The organism is Paenibacillus agaridevorans, assembly GCF_018604145.1.
Lineage (GTDB): Bacteria > Bacillota > Bacilli > Paenibacillales > Paenibacillaceae > Pristimantibacillus > Pristimantibacillus agaridevorans.
Window position 1 is genome coordinate 1,233,739 of sequence record NZ_CP075889.1, and the last position, 19,952, is coordinate 1,253,690.

Sequence of the window (19,952 nt, forward strand, 5' to 3'; positions counted from 1 at the left end):
GGATCCAAATTTACTTCATTGAACTCAATCGGGCGGGCAAGAAAGAAGTTCGATTATAAATCAGCTATAATGAACAAGAAGTAGATGTTTCTTTTTGGAATGAGGGAGATCATGCGAACGATATTGGTGGCAGATGATGACCTGCACATACTTGAGCTCGTGCGGCTGCATTTAGTCTCGTGGCGCTATCAGGTTCGGACTGCGATTTCGGGAGATGCGGCCTTGGCGCTGATGGATGATAAAGTGGATTTGGCTATCGTAGATGTGATGATGCCGGGACTGGACGGCCTGGCTCTAACCGACAAGCTGAAAAAAGAATGGGACTTGCCGGTACTTATGCTGACGGCCAGGGGCGAGCTGGAGGATAAACGCGAAGGGTATATGGCTGGAGTCGACGATTATTTGGTGAAACCCTTTGAGCCCGAAGAACTTCTCTTTCGCATACAGGCTATATTAAGGAGATACGACAAGCCGACGGATACGACGATTGCATTAGGGGATTTGGAGATACGCCGGCAGACGCTCCAGGTCGTTCAAGGACAAAAAAAGCTGCTGCTTCCTCTCAAGGAGTTCGAGCTGCTGGCCATTCTCGCATCGAGGCCTGGACAAGTGTTCGAACGGGAATATTTGATGGAGCAGGTGTGGGGACTGGAATACGAAAGCGATCATACGCTCAATACCCATATGAACAGGGTTCGGGAACGGCTCGCCTCGCTGGGCTCATGCGTACGCATCCATACGGTTCGCGGCGTTGGATATCGAATAGAGGTATCGCCATGAAAGTGCAATCGTCTCTATATGTAAAATATCTCATTGTTGCGCTGTGTATCATGCTTCTCAGCACCGTGCTGGCTTTTCTCGCTACGAATATGTATTATCATCAAGTGCTTAAGGAGCAGAACGACGCCAAAAATACGATGATCGCGAGTCGTATGGCAGCGTACATATCCGAGCATGCGGAGCTTGATTTGCAGGAACACTTCGCGATGCTTGGCGAAATCGGGTACCAGTTTTATGTGGTGAACGAAAATGGAGCTTCCGGATACTATGGCGGAGAATACCGGCTTAAGGAGCTCGACAACTCGATTATTGAAGATGTCATTGCCGGGGACATCTACCATGGTATGCGCGACTTTCCGAAACAGCTGTTTGTGACCGGTTTTTTCGCCAATGACATTCGGAATTCGATCGGCGTTCCATTCGTGCACGAAGGGCAGCGCTATGCGATGTTCGTTCGTCCGGATATTCGGATGCTGTTCAGCGAGGTTCATTCCATCATGGGCGGGATGGCGCTACTGATGCTTGTTATTAGTTTGCTGGCCATCATCGTCTCGGCTTGGTACCTGGTTCATCCGATCAAAGCGCTGACGGCGGCCACGAAACAAATAGCCGCGGAAAATTTCGAGATCAGCTTGCAGGTTAACCGTTCGGACGAGCTTGGCACGCTGGCAGCCAGCTTTAACCGGATGGCCAAGCAGCTCCTTGCCAACGAAGAGGAACGGAAAAGCTTTATTCGCAACGTGTCGCATGATTTCCAGTCCCCGCTGCTCAATATTGGCGGGTATGCCGCCCTCTTGAAGCAAGCGGAGCTTGACCAAGAGCCACGTCTGCAATATGCGTCGGTGATCGAAAGCGAGGCCATGCGGCTATCGAATTTAACGAAGCAGTTATTGGTGTTGACCTCTCTGGATCAGCGAAACAAGGCCGTTGCCATGCAAACCTATCCCTTGCATGAGCAAATCGAAAGGACCGTTATGAAATATCGCTGGCTTCTCGAAAAAGAAGGGATCTCGATCAGCCTGGACGCAGCTCCTCTACTCCTGACAGGCAATGAGGCCTTGTTGGACAATGTATGGGAGAACCTGCTGACGAATGCGATCAAATACAATAAACCCGGGGGAGAGATTCGGATCCGAACAGAAACGGAGAAGGATCATGTGAGCGTGATCTTCGAGGATACCGGCATTGGAATAGCCGAGGATGATTTGCTGCATGTATTTGAGCGGTTTTACCGTGCGGATGCCTCTCGGTCGACGAAGGGGACGGGTCTCGGTCTGGCCATCGTCAAGGAAACGATCGCCCTGCATCAAGGCGACATCCGAATCTCGAGTGAAACGGGCGAAGGCACAAACATCACGGTAACGTTGCCCATTCGTTCGTGTTCCAAAAGCAGTTTAGATACAGTTTAGAATCAGCTTATATACTACCTCTGTACAAATAAAAGTATGGAGGTTTTTTTATGGAGAAAATATGGAGCTTGCGTCTTATACGTTTGGCAGCCGTTTTTGGTCTGGTCGGCGCGATCCTTGGGGCCGATATGGCGGGGAGCGGAAATTATCAGCTGCGCGCCGTTCATGCGCACATACTTGTAGTAGGCTGGCTGTCGGTGTTCGTCTGGGGGTTGTTCTATCAGGTTTTCAAGGTGAAAGCGAAGAAGCTCGTATCCCTGCATGGGTGGCTGTCCGTCATCGGATCGATCGGCTTGTCGGTCGGCATGCTTTTCTACAACGTCAACCCTTTTAATATGAACGAAACGATCACGCTTATTACGTTTATTGTCGGCGGTACAGTGTTATTGTTTAGTTTTATTCTGTTCATAGCGGTCACCTTCTCGATACAGAAGGAGGACTAAAACATGCGTTGGTGGAGTGCGAACCGGGTATGGCTGTTGATCGTAATGGCTTGGCTGCTGCTAGCCGGTCTATTGTCTGTCGTGGCGGATTCCTCCAAGGAGCAAACCTCTCCGATTACGAACCATGGATTGCCGGAGCTTAGACAATCCGTTCAGGCCCAGAAGCTGGTCGATCGGTATTTTCCGTCGGATGAGGGTATCCCCTTGTTTGTTGTATTGTCCAGGGACACAGCATTTACGGAACAAGAGATGATGGATTATTCGGTCTTCGTAGAAAAAGTTCTGGAATCGCGGGAATTCAAGGCCATACAAGTTGCCGAGTTGCCGGCAAGCGCGCGTCAATCGTTCGTAGCGGAGGACGCCAAAACGTTTTTTGTGCCCGGCTTTTTGACAGCCGAACTGGAAAACGACGCAGTGATGGAGCTTCTTGATGTCATGAAAGAGGAGACGTTGGCGGGGCTTCCCTCCGATGTGCAGCTCGATTACACGGGTCCGGCCGGAATCATGGCGGATACCACCAGGGTTTTCTCAAGCGCGGATGTCGTACTGATCTTATCGACCGTTGCGATTATTTTTTTGATCCTCATCGTTATCTATCGTTCCTTATTGCTCGCCATTCTTCCGCTGATCGGAGCAGGCATCGCGTATGCCATCGTTGATCGTCTGCTTGGCTTGGCGGGACAGTTAGACCTATTTGTAATCGAGAAACAAGCCTTGTCCATTATGATGGTTTTGTTGTTCGCGGTTATTACGGATTATTCGTTGTTATTATTCTCGCGGTTCAAAGAAAATCTGCTGGAAGGTTTTTCTGTCCAGGATGCGATGAAGCTGGCTGTCAGAAACGTGACGGAGCCGATATTGTTCAGCGGCGGCACCGTGCTTATGAGCATGTTGACGTTATTTTTGGCGAGCTTCGAATCGTATCGTAATTTCGCTCCCGTCTTTGCCGTGGCGGTTGCGGTGATGATTGCTGCGGGGCTGACCTTAATGCCGGCTTTGTTTGCGCTGGCAGGTACCAAGGCCTTCTGGCCTTTCCGAATCGACAAGCGTCGCGTGAAACCGGTGGAGCAAACCTATTGGGGCCGATTTAGCCTCTTCGTAACATCCAATCCGAAGAAATCGCTCGCGGCGGTTATGCTCGTGCTCGCGATCGGCATCGCTATGATATCGCCCATCAAATATACGTTTAATCTGCTGGACTCGTTCCCGCAAGAGATGTCTTCCGTCAAAGGCTATCAAAAATTGAGCGATGCGTTTTCGGCTGGCGATGTGTCGCCCAGCACGATCATCGTGGAGAGCTCCGAGAACCTTTCGGCGGAGCAGATTCGCCGGCTGGCGGAAGTTTTGAAAGATAGGGAAGGCGTTGCTTCCGTTCATACCGCGCAGCTATCGGATCAATCGGAAAAGGTGGCCAAGCTTACCCTTGTGCCTGTTCATAATCCATTTACCGATAAAGCGTTTTTGACGACCGATACCATTCTGGCCGATCAAAGTTCGCTGCTTCAGGATAGCGGCATCGAGGACGCGAAGTTATGGATTGCAGGAGACACGGCTGTCAACTCGGATATAAAAGCGGTTAACGCATTCGACGAACAAATCGTTATGATCATAGTCGCTTTGCTTATTCTGTTTATGCTGCTGCTGCAAACACGATCCTGGATCATGCCGATCTATATGCTGGTTACCATTCTTTTATCCTATAGCGCGGCGCTGGGAATAACCGTTTTCGTATTCCAGAATATGCTCGGATACGAGGGGCTAAGCTACCGCATTCCGTTATATACGTTTTTATTTATCGTGGCGCTCGGCGTCGATTATTCGATCATGCTGGTCGCGCGGATCCGCGAGGAGCAGAAGACGCGTTCCTATACAGAAGCGGTAAGAATGGGACTCGCGAAAACCGGCGGCGTTATTTCCTCAGCTGGATTTATTTTGGCGGCAACGTTTGCCGTATTAATGACGCAGCCGGTCGTGGAATTGCGGGCCTTCGGATTTGCTGTAGCAATAGGCGTATTGCTTGATACCTTTCTTGTTCGGCCAATCGCCTTGCCGGCGTTGATGATGTTAATACGTCAACGGGAAAAGCGCCTTTAGATAAATAGGGTTTGCTACACTCAAGAGATGATTCCTGATACGAAACAGGGGTCATCTTTTTTTCGTCTCCCGACAATTCCGTCAGCGCAGATCAAAAAAGTATAATAAAAAGTAAAATGATTACAACATTTAAAGGGGAAGCGGACTTGTTACAATGAGATCAGGGGCCGGTATGCCCATTTCGTCGCGGAACTGCTTCATTAATCGCCCGGAGGCAGCTATTTTACAATAAGGGAAGTGAATAGTTATGAGCATTCGGCGCAATCTGCTCTCGATCGGATTGTACCCTAAAATCGTTATGATTTTTATGGCGGCCATCATCCCGATTCTGTTCATCGGCTCGCTCATCGTCATCAAAGGGGAAGCGGCGATCCGCCGGGAAATAACCAATTCGTTGTCATCCAGAGTTCACTTCTATGTAAACGAACTGAATTCGGCGCTGGAGCATATCATCAGCCTGAAGCGGGAATATGTGTTCGACCCGGATATTCAGAGATTCAGCACGATGTCTCCGATCATGACCGATTACGAACGGCGGTTGGAAGTGCTCTTGATGCAGAAAAAGATGAAGACGCTGAAGTCGTCCAGCCCCTACATTCACGATGTGGGATTATTTATGGTTTCCGAGCACAAAATTATTTATCCGAATCGAATAACGTATAGCATTGATGAAGAAAAGACATCGGTCCATGAACTTCTGAACCGCAGCTCGTTGCCGCTTTTCGTTTGGCAAAACCAATTGATGTTGGCGGAACGTTTCCCTACCGGGACTTACGAAAATAGTTTGCCTGCTTATTGGATCGAGATTTCGCTGAATCGGGGGAAAATTCAGTCCATACTATCGCAAATGCTGACGGAAAGCGGCGGAAACGCCATATTATCCGATTTGGAAGGAAATTGGCTTATTTCCGGGGATGACAGCAATGATCCGCTTCAACGTCAGATGGCCCAGCTTAATCAATCGTATGCCGAGGTATCCGGACAGCAGATAATGACTGCTGCTGACAATCGCCAATATATGGCGGCATATGAACGATTGCCGGAGCTTGGTATCGCTTTGACGCTTTATATGCCCGAGGAAGTGGTTCTGAAACCGTTGGCGGGTTACCAAATGTGGTTTCGCATTCTCATTGCGACGGCCATCGTCATTATTCTGCTTTATGCCTATTGGATCTATCTATTTTTGCAACGGCCGCTGCAAAGACTTGTCAGGGCATTTCGCAAAGTGAGCGAAGGATCGTTTGATGTGCAGCTGCAATCAAAAAGCCGGGATGAGATCGATTATTTCTACGAGCAGTTCAATCAAATGGTGGGTACGATTCAATCGCTTATCCATGATGTATACGAGCAGGATATCCGTTCGCAGAGAGCCGAGCTAAAACATCTTCAGGCTCAAATCAATCCCCACTTTTTGTATAACGCTTATTATCGGCTGCACCGGATGGCTCAAGACGAGGATACGGTTAATATCAAGCCGTATACTCGACTGCTCGGCGATTATTTGAAGTACATTACGCGCAATGCCCAAGAAGAGGCGATTCTCCGGATGGAAGTCGACCATGCCAGAACATACGCCGATATTTTGAAGATGCGGTTCGGCGACAAACTTACGATCCACTGGGAGGAGCTGCCTGCCGAATGGGAAAACCGCCTCGTTCCAAGACTCATTGTGCAACCCATTGTCGAGAACGCGTTTATTCATGGAGTGGAAGAATTGGATGAAGGCGGAATACTGAAGTTTTCCGTAATGGCGTCCGCGCACATGATCTCGCTTATCATCGAGGATAACGGCGATCGGTTGACCGATGAACGACTGGAAGAGTTAAATCGGCCAGGGAATTCGTTGTCGGACGATATCGAGACGACCGGTATGCTCAACGTGCACAGACGCCTTATCCTGAAGTTCGGGCCGTCATACGGTTTGCGCATTTCCCGCAGCGAGCTTGGGGGTATGCGCGTAGAAATCAATCTGCCTGACGCAGAGGAGGAAGAACATGAATCGATTGCTGATCGTCGATAATGAGGATTATGTGGTAAACGGTTTAATCGAGGTGATCTCTCAGCTGTCCCATCTCGAATTGGAGGTCATTGGCGCCTATTCGGCGAGAGAAGCGCTGGATTGGCTTAAGAGGACCAAAATCGATATCGTCGTATCCGACATTCGAATGCCCGGCATGGACGGGATTACGCTTCAACAGGAAATCATGAGGTACTGGCCGAAATGCAAAGTGATTTTTTTATCCGGCTTCAACGACTTCGATTACGTTCAGAACGCGATTAGAGGAGGGGCGCTGGACTACGTATTAAAGACGGACGGCGACGAACGTCTGATCGAAGCGGTAGAGAAGGCTGTCGCCAAGCTTCGGGACGAAATCGAAATCGAATCCTTGATCGTCAAATCGAAAAATCAAATGAGAATGGCGTTTGAAACGCTGCAGCAGGACTTTATTCGCCAGCTACTACAAGGGGAGCGCCTGGAGGAGCGGGAGCTCTCCAAACAGTTCGCCGACTTGCACATTCCGCTGCAACCTTCGATGCCCGTGCTTGCGATAATCGGACGCGTGGACGAATGGATGGAAAATGTGTCCCATTATGACCGTTATTTGCTCCTGTATTCCATTCGAAACATTGCAGGAGAATATCTGGACACAATGGTCACGCAAATATCGCTCCCGATCGACAGGTTCAATATCGTATGGATGATTCAGCCCAAAAGTCTTCAACCCAGCAGCTCGGTCCGGGTGCAGGAAGATACGTGGAGCATGATCATCCGGTTCGTGCAAGGAACGTTCGAAATGATTCAGGCGGCATGCAAGGATCTGATCAAGCTCGACCTGTCGGTATTGATTGCCGATACGCCTGTAGGCTGGTCCGAGGTTAGCGGCAAATTCGCTTTGCTCCGAGGCAACCTGGCGCGGGGGCTCGGTTCGGGAAGAAAAGTGCTGATGATCGATCAACAGTTTGCAGGCAACGGCATAACAGAGAATCCCTTGCCCATGGATGCTGCTTCTTTTATCGGCAATCTCGCCTCGATGCTCGAAAACAATCGTCGGGAGTTGTTTTTCAATCTGTTGGACGAGCTGCTGTTGCAACGGGATTCTGAGAATCAGGAGAAATATTATTTTATGGCCGCTTCGGTTATTTTGTCTTTTCATACAAAGGAATTAAAGCTTCGCAGCTCTGATGAGCGATGGGACATCGGCCGTCTTATTTTTCCCGACTTGAAGACGGCACCTTACGAAGCCGCCGATTATTTGCGCAAATGCGCGGAATCGATATTCGACTTCAGGGAGCGTTCCCGCGGCGAGAGCGAAAACGAACTGATGATGAAAGTGAAAACGTATATTGCCGATCATCTGACGAATGACCTGTCCCTGACGATTATCGCGGAGACTGTCAGCCACAATTCGTCTTATTTGTCCCGTCTGTTCAAGCAGAACAACGGTGTGGGCATTGCCGAATATATTACGGATTGCCGGATTCGGCTAGCCAAGGAATTGTTGGAGGACCCCGGCAACCGCATCCAGGATATCCCCGCGGCGATAGGCTTTACTTCCGTCCAATACTTCTACCGCGTGTTTAAGAAAGTAACGGGGAAGACGCCGCAGGAGTGGAGAGAAGCGAGCGTTTAGCCGGATCTCGAAAAAGTGCAAACAAAAAGATGCAACGGAAAGTAAAATCATTGGAATAGAGCTGCACTCGCGGGCGTTGTTATAATCGGTTTGCGCAATGAAATCGTTTGTCAAATCCAATCGAGGGGGTAAACAAATGTTCGGTAAAAAAGGATGGATGTCATTGCTGGCCGTAGTGCTCGCGTCGAGCTTGTTAAGCGCTTGCAGCGACAACAATGGCGGCAATGAAGGCAAGAAGCCGGTTGTGACAGGCGGCAATGAAAGTCCGATCGGGGAGCAGGGAGACGGCAATCCGTTCGGCAAGTTCGATCCGCCGATTACGGTTAAGTCCGTGCTTAGCACGGAAGGATGGGCGACATTCCCGGAAGGGGAAACGTGGGACAACGATAATCGCTGGACGAAGCTGTACCGGGAAGCGCTTGGGATCAATCTGAAGTGGGATTGGATGGTGGATTCCACGCAATACGAGAACAAGATGAATGTATCGATCGCTTCGGGCGACATTCCGGATATTATGCGCGTGACCAAGAAACAGCTGACTCAGCTCGTGGAAGCGGATATGGTGGAAGATTTGACGGGAGTGTTCGATCAATATGCCATGCCTTATCTAAAGGAGCAAGTTCAGGAGGCGCTGGCGTCCGCTCAGAAGATGGCGACCTATGACGGCAAGCTGATGGCGATTCCGCATTACGGCGGCGATCCGCGCGATTCGCTGGTCACCTTGTACATCCGCGCCGATTGGCTCAAGAAGCTGAACTTGAAGGAGCCGACAACGATCGATGAGTTGATTCAGGTAGCGGAAGCGTTCGTAAAGCAGGATCCCGACGAGAACGGAAAGGCGGATACGCTTGGTCTCGGCATTTTGAGCGCTACGATGGGCGGAGGCGCGATGGGCGGTTTCCTGAACGGCTATCATGCGTATCCCGACATTTGGATCGAGAACGGAAATGAAGGTTTGATTTACGGCAGTACGACGCCGGAGATGAAGTCGGCGCTCGGCAAACTGCAGCAAATGTACAAGGACGGGTTGATCGATCGGGAATTCGGTACAAAAGATTACAATCGGTTAAAAGAAGATGTCGTATCCGGCAAGCTCGGCATGTTCTACGGCACGATATCGGAATCGGCGCTGATTGCAGCCGACTTGATCAAAAACGATCCCGACGCGTCATGGAAGGCGCTTCCGCTCCCTTCCGTTGACGGCAATCCGGCCAAACCGAACGTAGGCGTAACCGTAGGCGGCTTCTATGTCGTAAAAAAAGGTTTCTCTAATCCGGAAGCGGCCGTAAAGATGATGAACTTGTTCCTTCAAAAGGTGTATGGCGAAGACAAGGAAGGAACCAACAACGACTTGCAAGTCTATGCTTGGGCGGAAAACGCCAAATACGCGATGCATGTGCTGTCGCCCGTTCAAGGCTACATCAAGGACTACAACTATAATTTGGTGCGCGACGCTTTGGCGGCGGGAGATCCCTCCGGATTAAACGAAGCGCTTAAGAAAACGTATGACGTGGTCTCGGGAACCGATGGAAGCGATCCTGATACATGGCAGCAATGGTGGATCCATCAACCGGAAGTGAGCCCGTTCGAGATTCGCGTCAAGTACCAGGAGCAGCCGGACGGAGTCGTCATTGACAAATATTTTGGCGGCGCGACCAAAACGATGGAAGAGAAGATGTCGACACTGCTCACGATGCAGAATGAAACATTCGTCAAAATCATAATGGGCGCGGCTCCGATCGACGAGTTCGACAACTATGTGTCCAATTGGAAAAAGCTTGGCGGGGATCAAATTACGCAAGAAGTCAATGAATGGTACGAGGCGAATCGCTAAGGAAGGCTGATGCCGGAAGCGGGGAACGGACGTATACGCGTTCGATCCCTTGCGGCGGCGGGAGGTGAAGGCAACCGTGTTCAAACAAAAATGGAGACAGGAACGCTCCAACCATATCATGCTGCTTCCGGGAGTGGTGTTTCTCTTCTTGTTCAGCTATGTTCCAATGTTTGGCATTATCATTTCCTTCCAGAAGTATTATCCGACAAAAGGGTTCTTCGACTCCGAATGGGTCGGACTGGAAAACTTTCAGTACATCTTCGACTTGCCCGATTTCAGCCGGGTGCTGTGGAATACCGTTTTTATAGCGACGATGAAAATCATTTTGCATCTAATTGTTCCGATTGTAACGGCTCTGCTGTTAAACGAAATTCGCAGCGCTTTGTTTAAACGTTCGGTGCAGACGCTCATTTATTTGCCCTATTTTCTGTCGTGGGTCATTCTTGCTGGCATCTTAATGGATATTTTATCCTTAAAAGGGATTGTTAATCAAATGATCAAGGCGCTCGGCATGCAGTCCGTCTTTTTCCTCGGCGACAATAACTGGTTCCCGTGGACGTTGATTATATCCGATACGTGGAAGCAGTTCGGGTTCGATACGATCATTTATTTAGCCGCTCTCACGGGCATCAATCCGACGTTGTATGAGGCAGCAGTCATCGACGGAGCGAACCGATGGAAACAGACGCTTCATATTACGCTTCCCGGCATGGCTCCGATCATCGTGCTGATGATGACGTTAAGTCTCGGCAACGTGCTGAACGCCGGCTTCGATCAAGTGTTTAATCTGTACAGCGCTCCGGTGCTTGAGAGCGGGGATATCCTCGATACGATGATCTATCGGATCGGGCTTCAAGACTATCAATTCAGCGTGTCCGCCGCGCTGGGATTATTTAAATCACTCGTTTCCTTTGTTCTAGTGTCCGTATCGTACGGACTGGCGTATCGATTCGCCAACTACAGAATTTTCTGATTGGGGTTGCTGTCGGATGATAACGAGAACGTCCTGGAGCAGAAGAAGCTTCAATCTGGTCAATTACGCTATTTTGATCTTGTTGTCTGCGCTTTGTTTTCTGCCTATCGTGCATGTGTTGGCGCTGTCTCTTAGTTCCAAAATCCAGGTGACGGCAGGCAATGTATTATTCTGGCCGCGCGAGTTTACTTGGGCTTCTTACGAATATGTCGCCTCTCAAGGGCAATTTTTTCGGTCGATGGGCATTACGCTGCAGCGGGTCGTGCTGGGCACCGTTATTAATCTCGCCTTGACGCTGCTGTGCGCATACCCTCTATCGAAGGAACGCGGGGATTTCCGATTGCGATCGGTATACGTCTGGTATTTCGTGATCACGATCCTGTTCGGAGGAGGGCTGATTCCCTGGTATTTAACGATCAAAAATCTTGATTTGCTTAATTCGATCTGGGCGCTCGTGCTTCCTGGCGCCGTACCGGTGTTCAATATCATTTTGCTGCTTAATTTCTTTCGCCGCCTGCCGAAGGAGATGAACGAGTCGGCGCGAATCGACGGCGCGGGCGACTGGCGGATTCTGCTTGGCATTTACATCCCCTTGTCAACGCCTGCGCTAGCGACGATTACGCTGTTTACGGTCGTTGGACATTGGAACTCGTGGTTTGACGGCCTGCTGCTGATGAATAGTCCGGACCGTTATCCGTTGTCCAGCTACTTGCAGACGGTCATTACGATGCCGGACCTGTCCAAGTTCACCGATCCGGAGATGGCGCGGGTATACAATCTAATATCCGATCGGACGACACGCGCCGCGCAGGTATTCGTCGGCATGCTGCCGATTTTGCTCGTGTACCCGTTTTTGCAGCGTTACTTTATCCATGGCATCGTACTTGGCAGCGTTAAGGAATAATCCTTTACTTCTACTGGAGGTTAGATTGGATGAGAACTTGGAAGAAGCTATTGGCCTTCTGCTTGGCTCTGATTCTGCTCCTGTCGGTCAACGCGGGAACCCGTACGACTGCGGTACATGCATTGGACGCGTCTGTGTCTCCTACTTCGAATATGAGAACGGTCGGACAGTTTGCTCCATATACGGTCATTGACGATTTCGAGTCGGACGAATCGCTGGCGAGCTGGCAAACGGGGGACAACGTGTCCGAAGCCAGCCTGGCCGCTCAAGCGTGGAATGTGTTTTTTCCTTACGAGGGCAGCCGATTTCTGGCATTAAAAAGCGAACCGAACTTGCAGAACAATGTTTGGAGAACGGCTAGCCGAACGTTCGACCAACCGCTTGATCTTTCGAATTCGCGCTACCTGATGATGGCTTACAATCATTTTGGCTATTTGCCGAATGATGAACCTTATTACGCTCGCCTTGTCGCATACAGCGGCGACGCTTCGGTAGAGGGCATCGTAAGGGTCTACAACAACAATTGGAATAAGATCGGCATCGATCTTAGCGGATGGGCCGGACGAAGTGCGATCGATAAGCTGGAGGTCGGCTTTCAGCATGACTTCGATCGCGCCGAACATCCCGATGACCCTTTGCCCTATTGGCCGAATACGGAGTTTTATATCGATTACGTACATGCGGCGAACATGCTCGACTGGCAATTTTCGTATGAAGGGGACACCGAAGGATGGTCGTTCAATGATTCGATTGTGTCTCCATCGGTGTCGGACGGCAGGCTGTCGCTGGGCTTGGCGGGAGGGAATTCCGCGATGACGTCGGCTCCGCTCAAGCTGGACCCGGCCGTTTACAACTTAGTGCGGCTCAAGCTCGGCAACGGCGCCGAAATTGCTTCCGGCCGATTGTATTGGACGACGGAGACAGACCCTGAATTTGACGAAGCCAAGTCGCAGGCGCTGGAGTCCGCGGATGCGATTGACGGAGAGAACGTCTACTCGGCCAGGCTTATCGGGCATCCGAGGTGGACGGGGCAAGTGACCGGCCTGCGGCTTCAATTGGCGGGAGTCGGATCAGGGACGAATACGATTGCCATAGACGGCATTGACTTCGCCAAGCAGGATCGCCCGATCTACGATTATATCGGGGAGGTATCGGAGATTCGCGTCGATGCAAACGCCGTGACGGTGACCGGAAGGATCGGTGACGATGCGAATATCGGTAATGGCGTTGGCGTTGGCAATACGTCGACAGCCCAATTGCAGCTTTACGAGCTGGCTCCTTACCAGTACGAGCCGGATATTGATGCTCTGACTCCGATATCGACGAGCGCGGTTCCAAGCGGCAACGATACGTTTTTGCTTCATCTGGATCGGTTCGACGGGTACAGAGATCGCTATTACTCCAAATTTCTGGTCGTTGTTCGAGAGGCGGGAGAAGACGGCCCTGCTCGCTACGTCGACGCTCCGAAGTCCGTGACCGATATTGCGTTTCCGGCGAAACATTCCTTTGCGTACCCGGACGCGCTATCCAAGAAAGGCCTGAATGTGCAGATGACGGACGATGCCGAGGAGCTAGGCGTCAGCCACGCAACGTTGACCGTCGTCGTAAACGGCCTTATGTATAAGGACGATACGGATCCGAACAATGCGATCGCATTCGATTCGGAAGGCACGGCCTACCACTTTCATAAGGACGCCGTCGAAGAGCTGGATCGCGAGATAAAGGCGATGTCCGACAACGGCACAATCGTGAACCTGGTTCTTATCCTGTATGACGCGGACGACCCGGACGGATCGACGAATGTGCTGATTCACCCAGATGCCGCACGCGGCCTGGGGACCGTCTATGCATTCAACACTACGAACGCCGAAGGCGTCCGCTACTACAAGGCCGCCATGGAGTTTCTTGCCGATCGATATACGAGAGAGGATCAGCGATATGGTAGAGCGATGGGCTACATCGTGGGCAACGAGGTCGATTCCGCCTGGATCTGGCAGAACATGGGAGACAAGTCCGTCGATCAATTCATGGAGCATTATGAAAGATCCGTTCGGCTCGCCTATCAGGCCGTCCGCAAACATTCCGACAGCGCAAGGGTCTATATCTCGGTCGATAATGCTTGGAACGAACCCTACATGCCCAATCAGCCGACCCGTTTCTACGGGAGCAAAGATGTCGTCGACAAGATGAACGTTCTATCCAAGTTGGGCGGCGATTACCCTTGGCATCTCGCGCATCATCCGTATCCGGAGAACATGCTGGATCCGCGAACGTGGGAAGATCAGGAATATGTGAGCGACAGCTTCGATTCTCCCAAAATTACGTTCAAAAACCTCCAGGTTATCAACCGATACATGGGGCAGGAAACGCTGAAATATGGAAATGAGCGCAGACGGATTATTTTATCCGAACAGGGCTTCCATACGGAAAACGATACGCCGGAAGCACAGCGGCTCCAAGCCGCGGCTTACGTTTATGCCTATTACAAGTCGCGATTCCTGGACGGCATCGACGCTTTCATTATGTTTAATCAGCTCGATATTCCGGCAGCGGGTCTCAATATGGGGTTATGGACGGCGAACACGGAGCTGCCGGGATTCGTGGCGAAGGACCGCAAATTTATTTACGACGTGTTCAAATATATCGATACGGATCGTTCGCTTGAAGTCGCCGAATTCGCCAAGCCGATCATCGGTATCGAGAACTGGAGCGAGGTTGTTCCAAACTTCGACGCAGCCAAGCTTGCCCAGCGCATGCCGCCGCAGCTTGTTCCCGTATCGATTAACAAGCAAGCACCGCATATCGTCGGCGGCGATAAGTTCGAAACGGGCATAGACGGATGGGAGTTTGCGGATCATTCTTACGGGGTCAGCAGAACGACCGCAGATGCTTATGGAGGCTCCGGTTCGTTGAAAGTCGACTTCGTGGACCTGGTAAGAATGACCTTTGTAGGACTCGAACGGCTGTGGAAGGGCGCGGAGAAAAAATTTGCCGAACCGATCGACGCAACCGGCAAGCCTCACCTCAATCTGGCCGTCAAGCTGACCGAGCTGTCGGAATCCCATACCTATTACGCGAAAGTGAAAGTGTACAGCGGGGATCTTGCGGCAGAAGGCTTGGCAAGAATCGACGCTAGCAAAGGCTGGCATGCCTTGTCTCTTGATCTTAACGGCTGGGAAGGTCTTGATGCGATCGATAGAATCAAGGTTTGGACGCGCAAGACGACCAACGAAAGCTGGAGCGGGTCGCTATTGATCGACGAGGTTGGCTTTTCGAGCAAAAACACTGCGATCGGCAGGTTGCCCAATATCGATATGGTCGCGACGTCTGATCTTGACGAGCTGGCCCCGGGCTCAACCATTACGGTAAAAGTGACCAATTACGATGACAAAAAACTGTCAGGTCAGATTCGAATCGAACCGATCGGCAATCTGTCGTTCCATCCCAAGATGCTGAAACTGAACGGATTGGAAACCGGGGAAACCCAGTCGATGACGCTGCAGATATCCGATTATGATCCAAGCGCGGGCGGCGATGTCGGCATTCGATTCAAATATAGGAGCATGGTGCAGGAAACGATTCTCGTCAGCGACGAATGACACTTTAACATGTTAGGAGGTATCGGCAATGAGTCATCATTATTCCGTTATATTATCGAACGTAGGGAGCTGCTCGGACCGATATGTGACAGGGGGATACGCGGAGCCGTTCTCCATTGCCGAGCTGTTCGGGCGCGTCGCTCAAATTCCTCAAGTTACCGGCGTGGAGCTGGTCGGCACATGGCATGTCACCGATAAAAATGTCAAAGAACTGAAAGGGCATCTGGAGGAGCACGGACTTAAGCTTGTATCCATTATTCCCGATCACTTCGGACAGATGAAGTGGAAGTACGGCAGCTTCGCGGCCAAAGATCCGGCTATTCGCAACGAAGCGGTTGCCCATACAAAAGAAATGATCGACGCGGCTATCGAGCTGGGAGGCGATCTCATTTCGTTGTGGCCAGGTCAGGACGGCTACGATTATTTGTTTCAGGCGGATTACATGCAAGAGCGCGACTGGTTCGCGGAAGGATTGCGGGAGGTGTGCCGCTATCGCCCCGATGTAAGGATTAGTCTGGAATACAAGCCGAAGGAGCCCCGAACGCATAGCTACCTGAGCACGGCGGCCATGTCCGTCTTAATGGCGCAGGAGACCGGCGCGGACAATATCGGAGTGACGATCGACTTCGGACACGCGCTTAACGCTTACGAGACGCCGGCCGAATCAGTCGCCTTGCTCAAGAGATACGGCAATCGGTTGTTTCATGTGCATATGAACGATAATTTCCGCCACTGGGACGACGATATGATCGTGGGCAGCGTGCATACGATCGAAACGCTGGAATTTTTCTACTGGCTTAAGCGGACGGGATATAACGGCTGGTTGTCCATCGATCAATACCCTTATCGGGAAGATGGGCTTGAAGCGGTGAGGGAAGGGGTTAACGCGATGGAGACTTTCGCAGCCCTTGTCGATTCCATGGACCAAGCCGAAGTCGAAGCGTTGATCAGGAACGGCCGTTCGCCGGAAATTGCGGCTTATCTTCGCCGATTGCTGTTATCCGTTCCGAATACGGCTCGATAAGGAGGATTAACGGCGCATGCTTACAATTGATGGATTAACGGTAGATTACGCCGACCGGCCGCTCGGGACGGATAACTTGCGTCCCGCGTTCGGCTGGCGGCTCGCAGCCGCTCGGCTTGAGGATGGCTCGGATGCGGAACGCGGAATCGAACAATCCGCTTACAGGCTCGTCGTTGCGGAAGATTCGGAAGCGCTGGATCGCGTCGATGGTTTGATCTGGGACACGGGTACAGTGGAGAGCGGTTTGTCGCAGCATATTACGTACGGCGGTCCGCCGCTGCAAGCCCGTCGAATTTACTATTGGAAAGTCAAAGTATGGAACAAGGCGGGCGAGGACTGCGGGTGGAGCGGGGCAAGCCTGTTCGAGACGGGCTATCTGGCCCAAGAGGAATGGACGGCGGATTGGATCGCCGATCCGGAGCGGGTTGCGCCCGAGCCCGAGCCGGATCGTCTGCGCGGCGTAGCAGTGCTGTGGGATCCAGTGGACCAAATGAATCAGGCGGATCAGGCGGATCAGGCGAATCAGTCGGATCGGGCAATGCCTGAGGAGTCGGCTAGACGATACTTTCGTCTCAGCGTGACGCTGCCGGAGGAAGAGCCGTTGTCGGCGAAGCTGGAAATATTTGCGGCAGACGCGCTGCACATCTATGTGGACGGTCAAGACGAAGGGCTGTATTACCCTTACATGCAGTCGGTCACGTTGGACGTCACGGCTCTGCTAGGCCCGGGCCGCCGGATTATAGCCGGCTGCTCGGACGGGGAGCGGAAGGGATTTGTCGCCGTTCTCGCCGTCATCTATGCGGACGGACGAACCATAACGTATGGAACGGACGCAGGATGGAAAACAACGGGCATGGAAGAACCGGGCTGGATGCTGCCCGAATACAACGACGGCGCGTGGAGGCCCGCAAGTCCGATCGGCGTATTCGGCGAAGGCGACTGGGAGGTCTATAAACGAATTTTGTACCCGGTAAACGCGGGATACGGAATCTGCCCGCAATTCGGCAGAACCTTTCATGTGGCTAAGCAGGTGAAACAAGCTCGCCTCTACGCATCCGCATTGGGCGTGTACCGCGCGGCATTAAACGATCGCCCGGTATCAACGGATGCGCTGGCTCCCGGTTGGACGGATTACCGTATCCGCATACCGTATCAAACGTACGATGTCACCTCATTATTGCAAGCGGGAGACAACCGGATCGAAGCCATCGTCGGCCCGGGCTGGTATGCCGGGCATCTCGGCATTTGCGGTCCGTATCATTACGGCCATTCCGTGGCGTTCCGTGCGGAGCTTCATGTTCTATTCGCCGACGGCACGACGGAAATTGTCCGAACGGACCCGAATTGGCGAGTAACGGACAGTCCTGTCGTGTCCTCGGATTTCTATATGGGAGAAACTTGCGATGCGCGTAACGGACTGCTGGAGTCCCCGTGGAGAAAAGCCATCCGATCCGACCATGTGCCAAGCGGCCGCATGGCCGCGAGTGAAGGACCGCCCATACGTCCCATGCTTGAGATCGAGCCGCAATCGGTCAGGCGCGCGGACGAGTCGACCTTTCTCATCGACATGGGCCAAAATATAACCGGATGGATACGCCTGCGGTTAAAAGGAACGGAAGGCGCCCGCATTCGCATTCGCTACGCGGAACGGCTTGGAACGGATGGACGTTTGTACCGGGCTAACCTGAGGACGGCCAAACAAACGGATGTCTATATTGCCAGGGGGGACAGAGAAGAAAGCTATGAACCGTTGTTCACCTATCACGGATTTCAATATATCGAGATCGAAGGGTATCCGGGCGAACTGGAGCTGTCCGCGATTACTGGCATCGTTGTTCACTCCGAGCTTCGCGACGCGGGCGAACTGACGACGTCGCATCCGCTTGTAAACCGATTGATGGACAACATTCGCTGGAGTCAAAGAGGCAACTTCATTGGCATTCCGCTGGATTGTCCGCAGCGGGATGAGCGGCTTGGCTGGATGGGAGACGCTCATATGTTTGCGAGAACGGCGACATTCAACATGAACAGCGCGGCTTTTTACCGCAAGTGGCTGACGGATATTCGGGACGCGCAAGGAGCGGATGGCGCGTTCCCCGATGTCGCCCCGTTCGTAGAGCATTTCGGCAGAGGACATGTGTTTTTTGCCGACGGAGGCGTTATTCTTCCTTGGACCATGTACAAAGTATACGGCGATCGAAGATTTATCGAAGACAATTACGAGGCGATGCAGCGTTATATGGATTATCTGGTGCAAGACAGCGACGAGCGGCTCGTCAGACGGACGGAAAGCTTCGGCGACCATCTGGCTTACGGCGCGGAGACGCCGAGACCGTTAATGAATGTATTGTTGTTCGCATACAGCGTCTCCCTGATGGCCGACATGGCGCGAGTAGTCGGGGACGAGACGGGGGAAGCGCGCTATAGGGAGATGTTCGCCAGACTGCGAATCACATTCGAAACATTGCATGTGGATGAGGATGGGCGCATAGAGGGAGAATCTCAGACGGCTTATGTGCTTGCGTTGAAGATCGGCCTGTTGACAAACGAGGGCAGACAAGCCGCCATGCGCCACTTGCTCCGGGATATCGAAGAGCGGGGATGGCATTTGACAACCGGTTTCATGGGAGCCAGTTATGTATTGCCGGTACTGTCCGACAATGGCGAGCATGACGCGGCGTCCCGACTGCTGCTTCAAGAATCGTTTCCCTCTTGGTTATACCCGGTACTGCAAGGAGCGACGACGATCTGGGAGCGATGGGACGGCTGGACGGAGGAAAAGGGATTTCAGGATCCGGAGATGAATTCGTTCAATCATTTCGCGCTTGGTTCCGTCGGCGAATGGCTGTACCGCTATCTTGCCGGCATCCAGATTCCCGAAGGGGAATACGGCAGTCAAAGATTTATCATCAGCCCGCTCCCGGCTCCAGGATTCGAATGGCTGCGGTGCAAGCACGACACGTTGTACGGGATGATCGGAGTCGAATGGGAAGCGGACGAACGCGGTTTAACGTTAGCCGCAACCATCCCTGCCAATACGACGGCGGAAATTGCGGTTCCGGCATCGCCCGGCATGATGATCCAGGTGGATGGCGAACATGTCGGTGAAGACGCGTTAAAAAGGGATGGAGACGGATGGAGCTTCGTTAGTCGGAACGAACAAACTGCCCGCTTTACGGCAGGCTCGGGCCGCTACGTCTTCCGTGTAAGCGGGCAAGCGGTGACCACATGATGATTCAAGCTTTATCGAGGAGGAATTC

The 19,952-nt window shown here is 52.0% G+C and carries 12 protein-coding genes; all 12 read left to right on the top strand.

Going from position 1 to position 19,952, the window contains the following annotated elements:
- The first annotated feature begins 111 nt into the window (after positions 1-111).
- The 12 genes from KJW29_RS04790 (at position 112) to KJW29_RS04845 (ending at position 19,924) form a co-directional block, all read left to right on the top strand.
- Complete coding sequence (locus KJW29_RS04790) at positions 112-780, top strand: response regulator transcription factor (RefSeq protein ID WP_214628947.1); 669 nt, start codon at positions 112-114, stop codon at positions 778-780.
- Entirely contained in the window at positions 777-2,189 is a 1,413-nt protein-coding gene (locus KJW29_RS04795; protein WP_214628948.1) for a sensor histidine kinase, read from the top strand. Before KJW29_RS04790 ends, KJW29_RS04795 begins: the two co-directional genes overlap by 4 nt.
- 50 nt (positions 2,190-2,239) lie before the next feature.
- Positions 2,240-2,632, top strand: a complete 393-nt coding sequence (locus KJW29_RS04800; RefSeq protein ID WP_087568823.1) for a hypothetical protein — start codon at positions 2,240-2,242, stop codon at positions 2,630-2,632.
- Positions 2,633-2,635: 3 nt separating this feature from the next.
- Positions 2,636-4,726, top strand: coding sequence for an MMPL family transporter (locus KJW29_RS04805; protein ID WP_214628949.1), 2,091 nt, complete (start codon positions 2,636-2,638; stop codon positions 4,724-4,726).
- Between the two features lie 247 nt (positions 4,727-4,973).
- Positions 4,974-6,746 carry a sensor histidine kinase gene (locus KJW29_RS04810; protein ID WP_214628950.1) on the top strand — a complete coding sequence of 591 codons (1,773 nt, stop codon included), beginning with the start codon at positions 4,974-4,976 and terminating at the stop codon, positions 6,744-6,746.
- Positions 6,721-8,358 carry a response regulator gene (locus tag KJW29_RS04815; protein ID WP_087568820.1) on the top strand — a complete coding sequence of 546 codons (1,638 nt, stop codon included), beginning with the start codon at positions 6,721-6,723 and terminating at the stop codon, positions 8,356-8,358. The genes KJW29_RS04810 and KJW29_RS04815 overlap by 26 nt, the downstream gene beginning before the upstream one ends.
- A 136-nt stretch (positions 8,359-8,494) precedes the next feature.
- Entirely contained in the window at positions 8,495-10,192 is a 1,698-nt protein-coding gene (locus tag KJW29_RS04820) for an extracellular solute-binding protein (RefSeq protein ID WP_214628951.1), read from the top strand.
- 118 nt (positions 10,193-10,310) lie between these two features.
- Positions 10,311-11,165, top strand: a complete 855-nt coding sequence (locus KJW29_RS04825; protein ID WP_214630998.1) for an ABC transporter permease — start codon at positions 10,311-10,313, stop codon at positions 11,163-11,165.
- Positions 11,166-11,181: 16 nt separating this feature from the next.
- A complete protein-coding gene (locus tag KJW29_RS04830) occupies positions 11,182-12,069 on the top strand; it encodes a carbohydrate ABC transporter permease (protein ID WP_214628952.1) in 888 nt (295 codons plus the stop codon).
- 29 nt (positions 12,070-12,098) lie between these two features.
- The gene (locus KJW29_RS04835) at positions 12,099-15,668 is read left to right on the top strand and encodes a DUF5722 domain-containing protein (RefSeq protein ID WP_214628953.1); all 3,570 of its coding nucleotides are present in this window, start codon (positions 12,099-12,101) and stop codon (positions 15,666-15,668) included.
- Between the two features lie 28 nt (positions 15,669-15,696).
- The gene (locus KJW29_RS04840) at positions 15,697-16,692 is read left to right on the top strand and encodes a sugar phosphate isomerase/epimerase family protein (protein WP_214628954.1); all 996 of its coding nucleotides are present in this window, start codon (positions 15,697-15,699) and stop codon (positions 16,690-16,692) included.
- 16 nt (positions 16,693-16,708) lie between these two features.
- A complete protein-coding gene (locus KJW29_RS04845; protein ID WP_214628955.1) occupies positions 16,709-19,924 on the top strand; it encodes an alpha-L-rhamnosidase in 3,216 nt (1,071 codons plus the stop codon).
- Positions 19,925-19,952 lie beyond the last annotated feature (28 nt).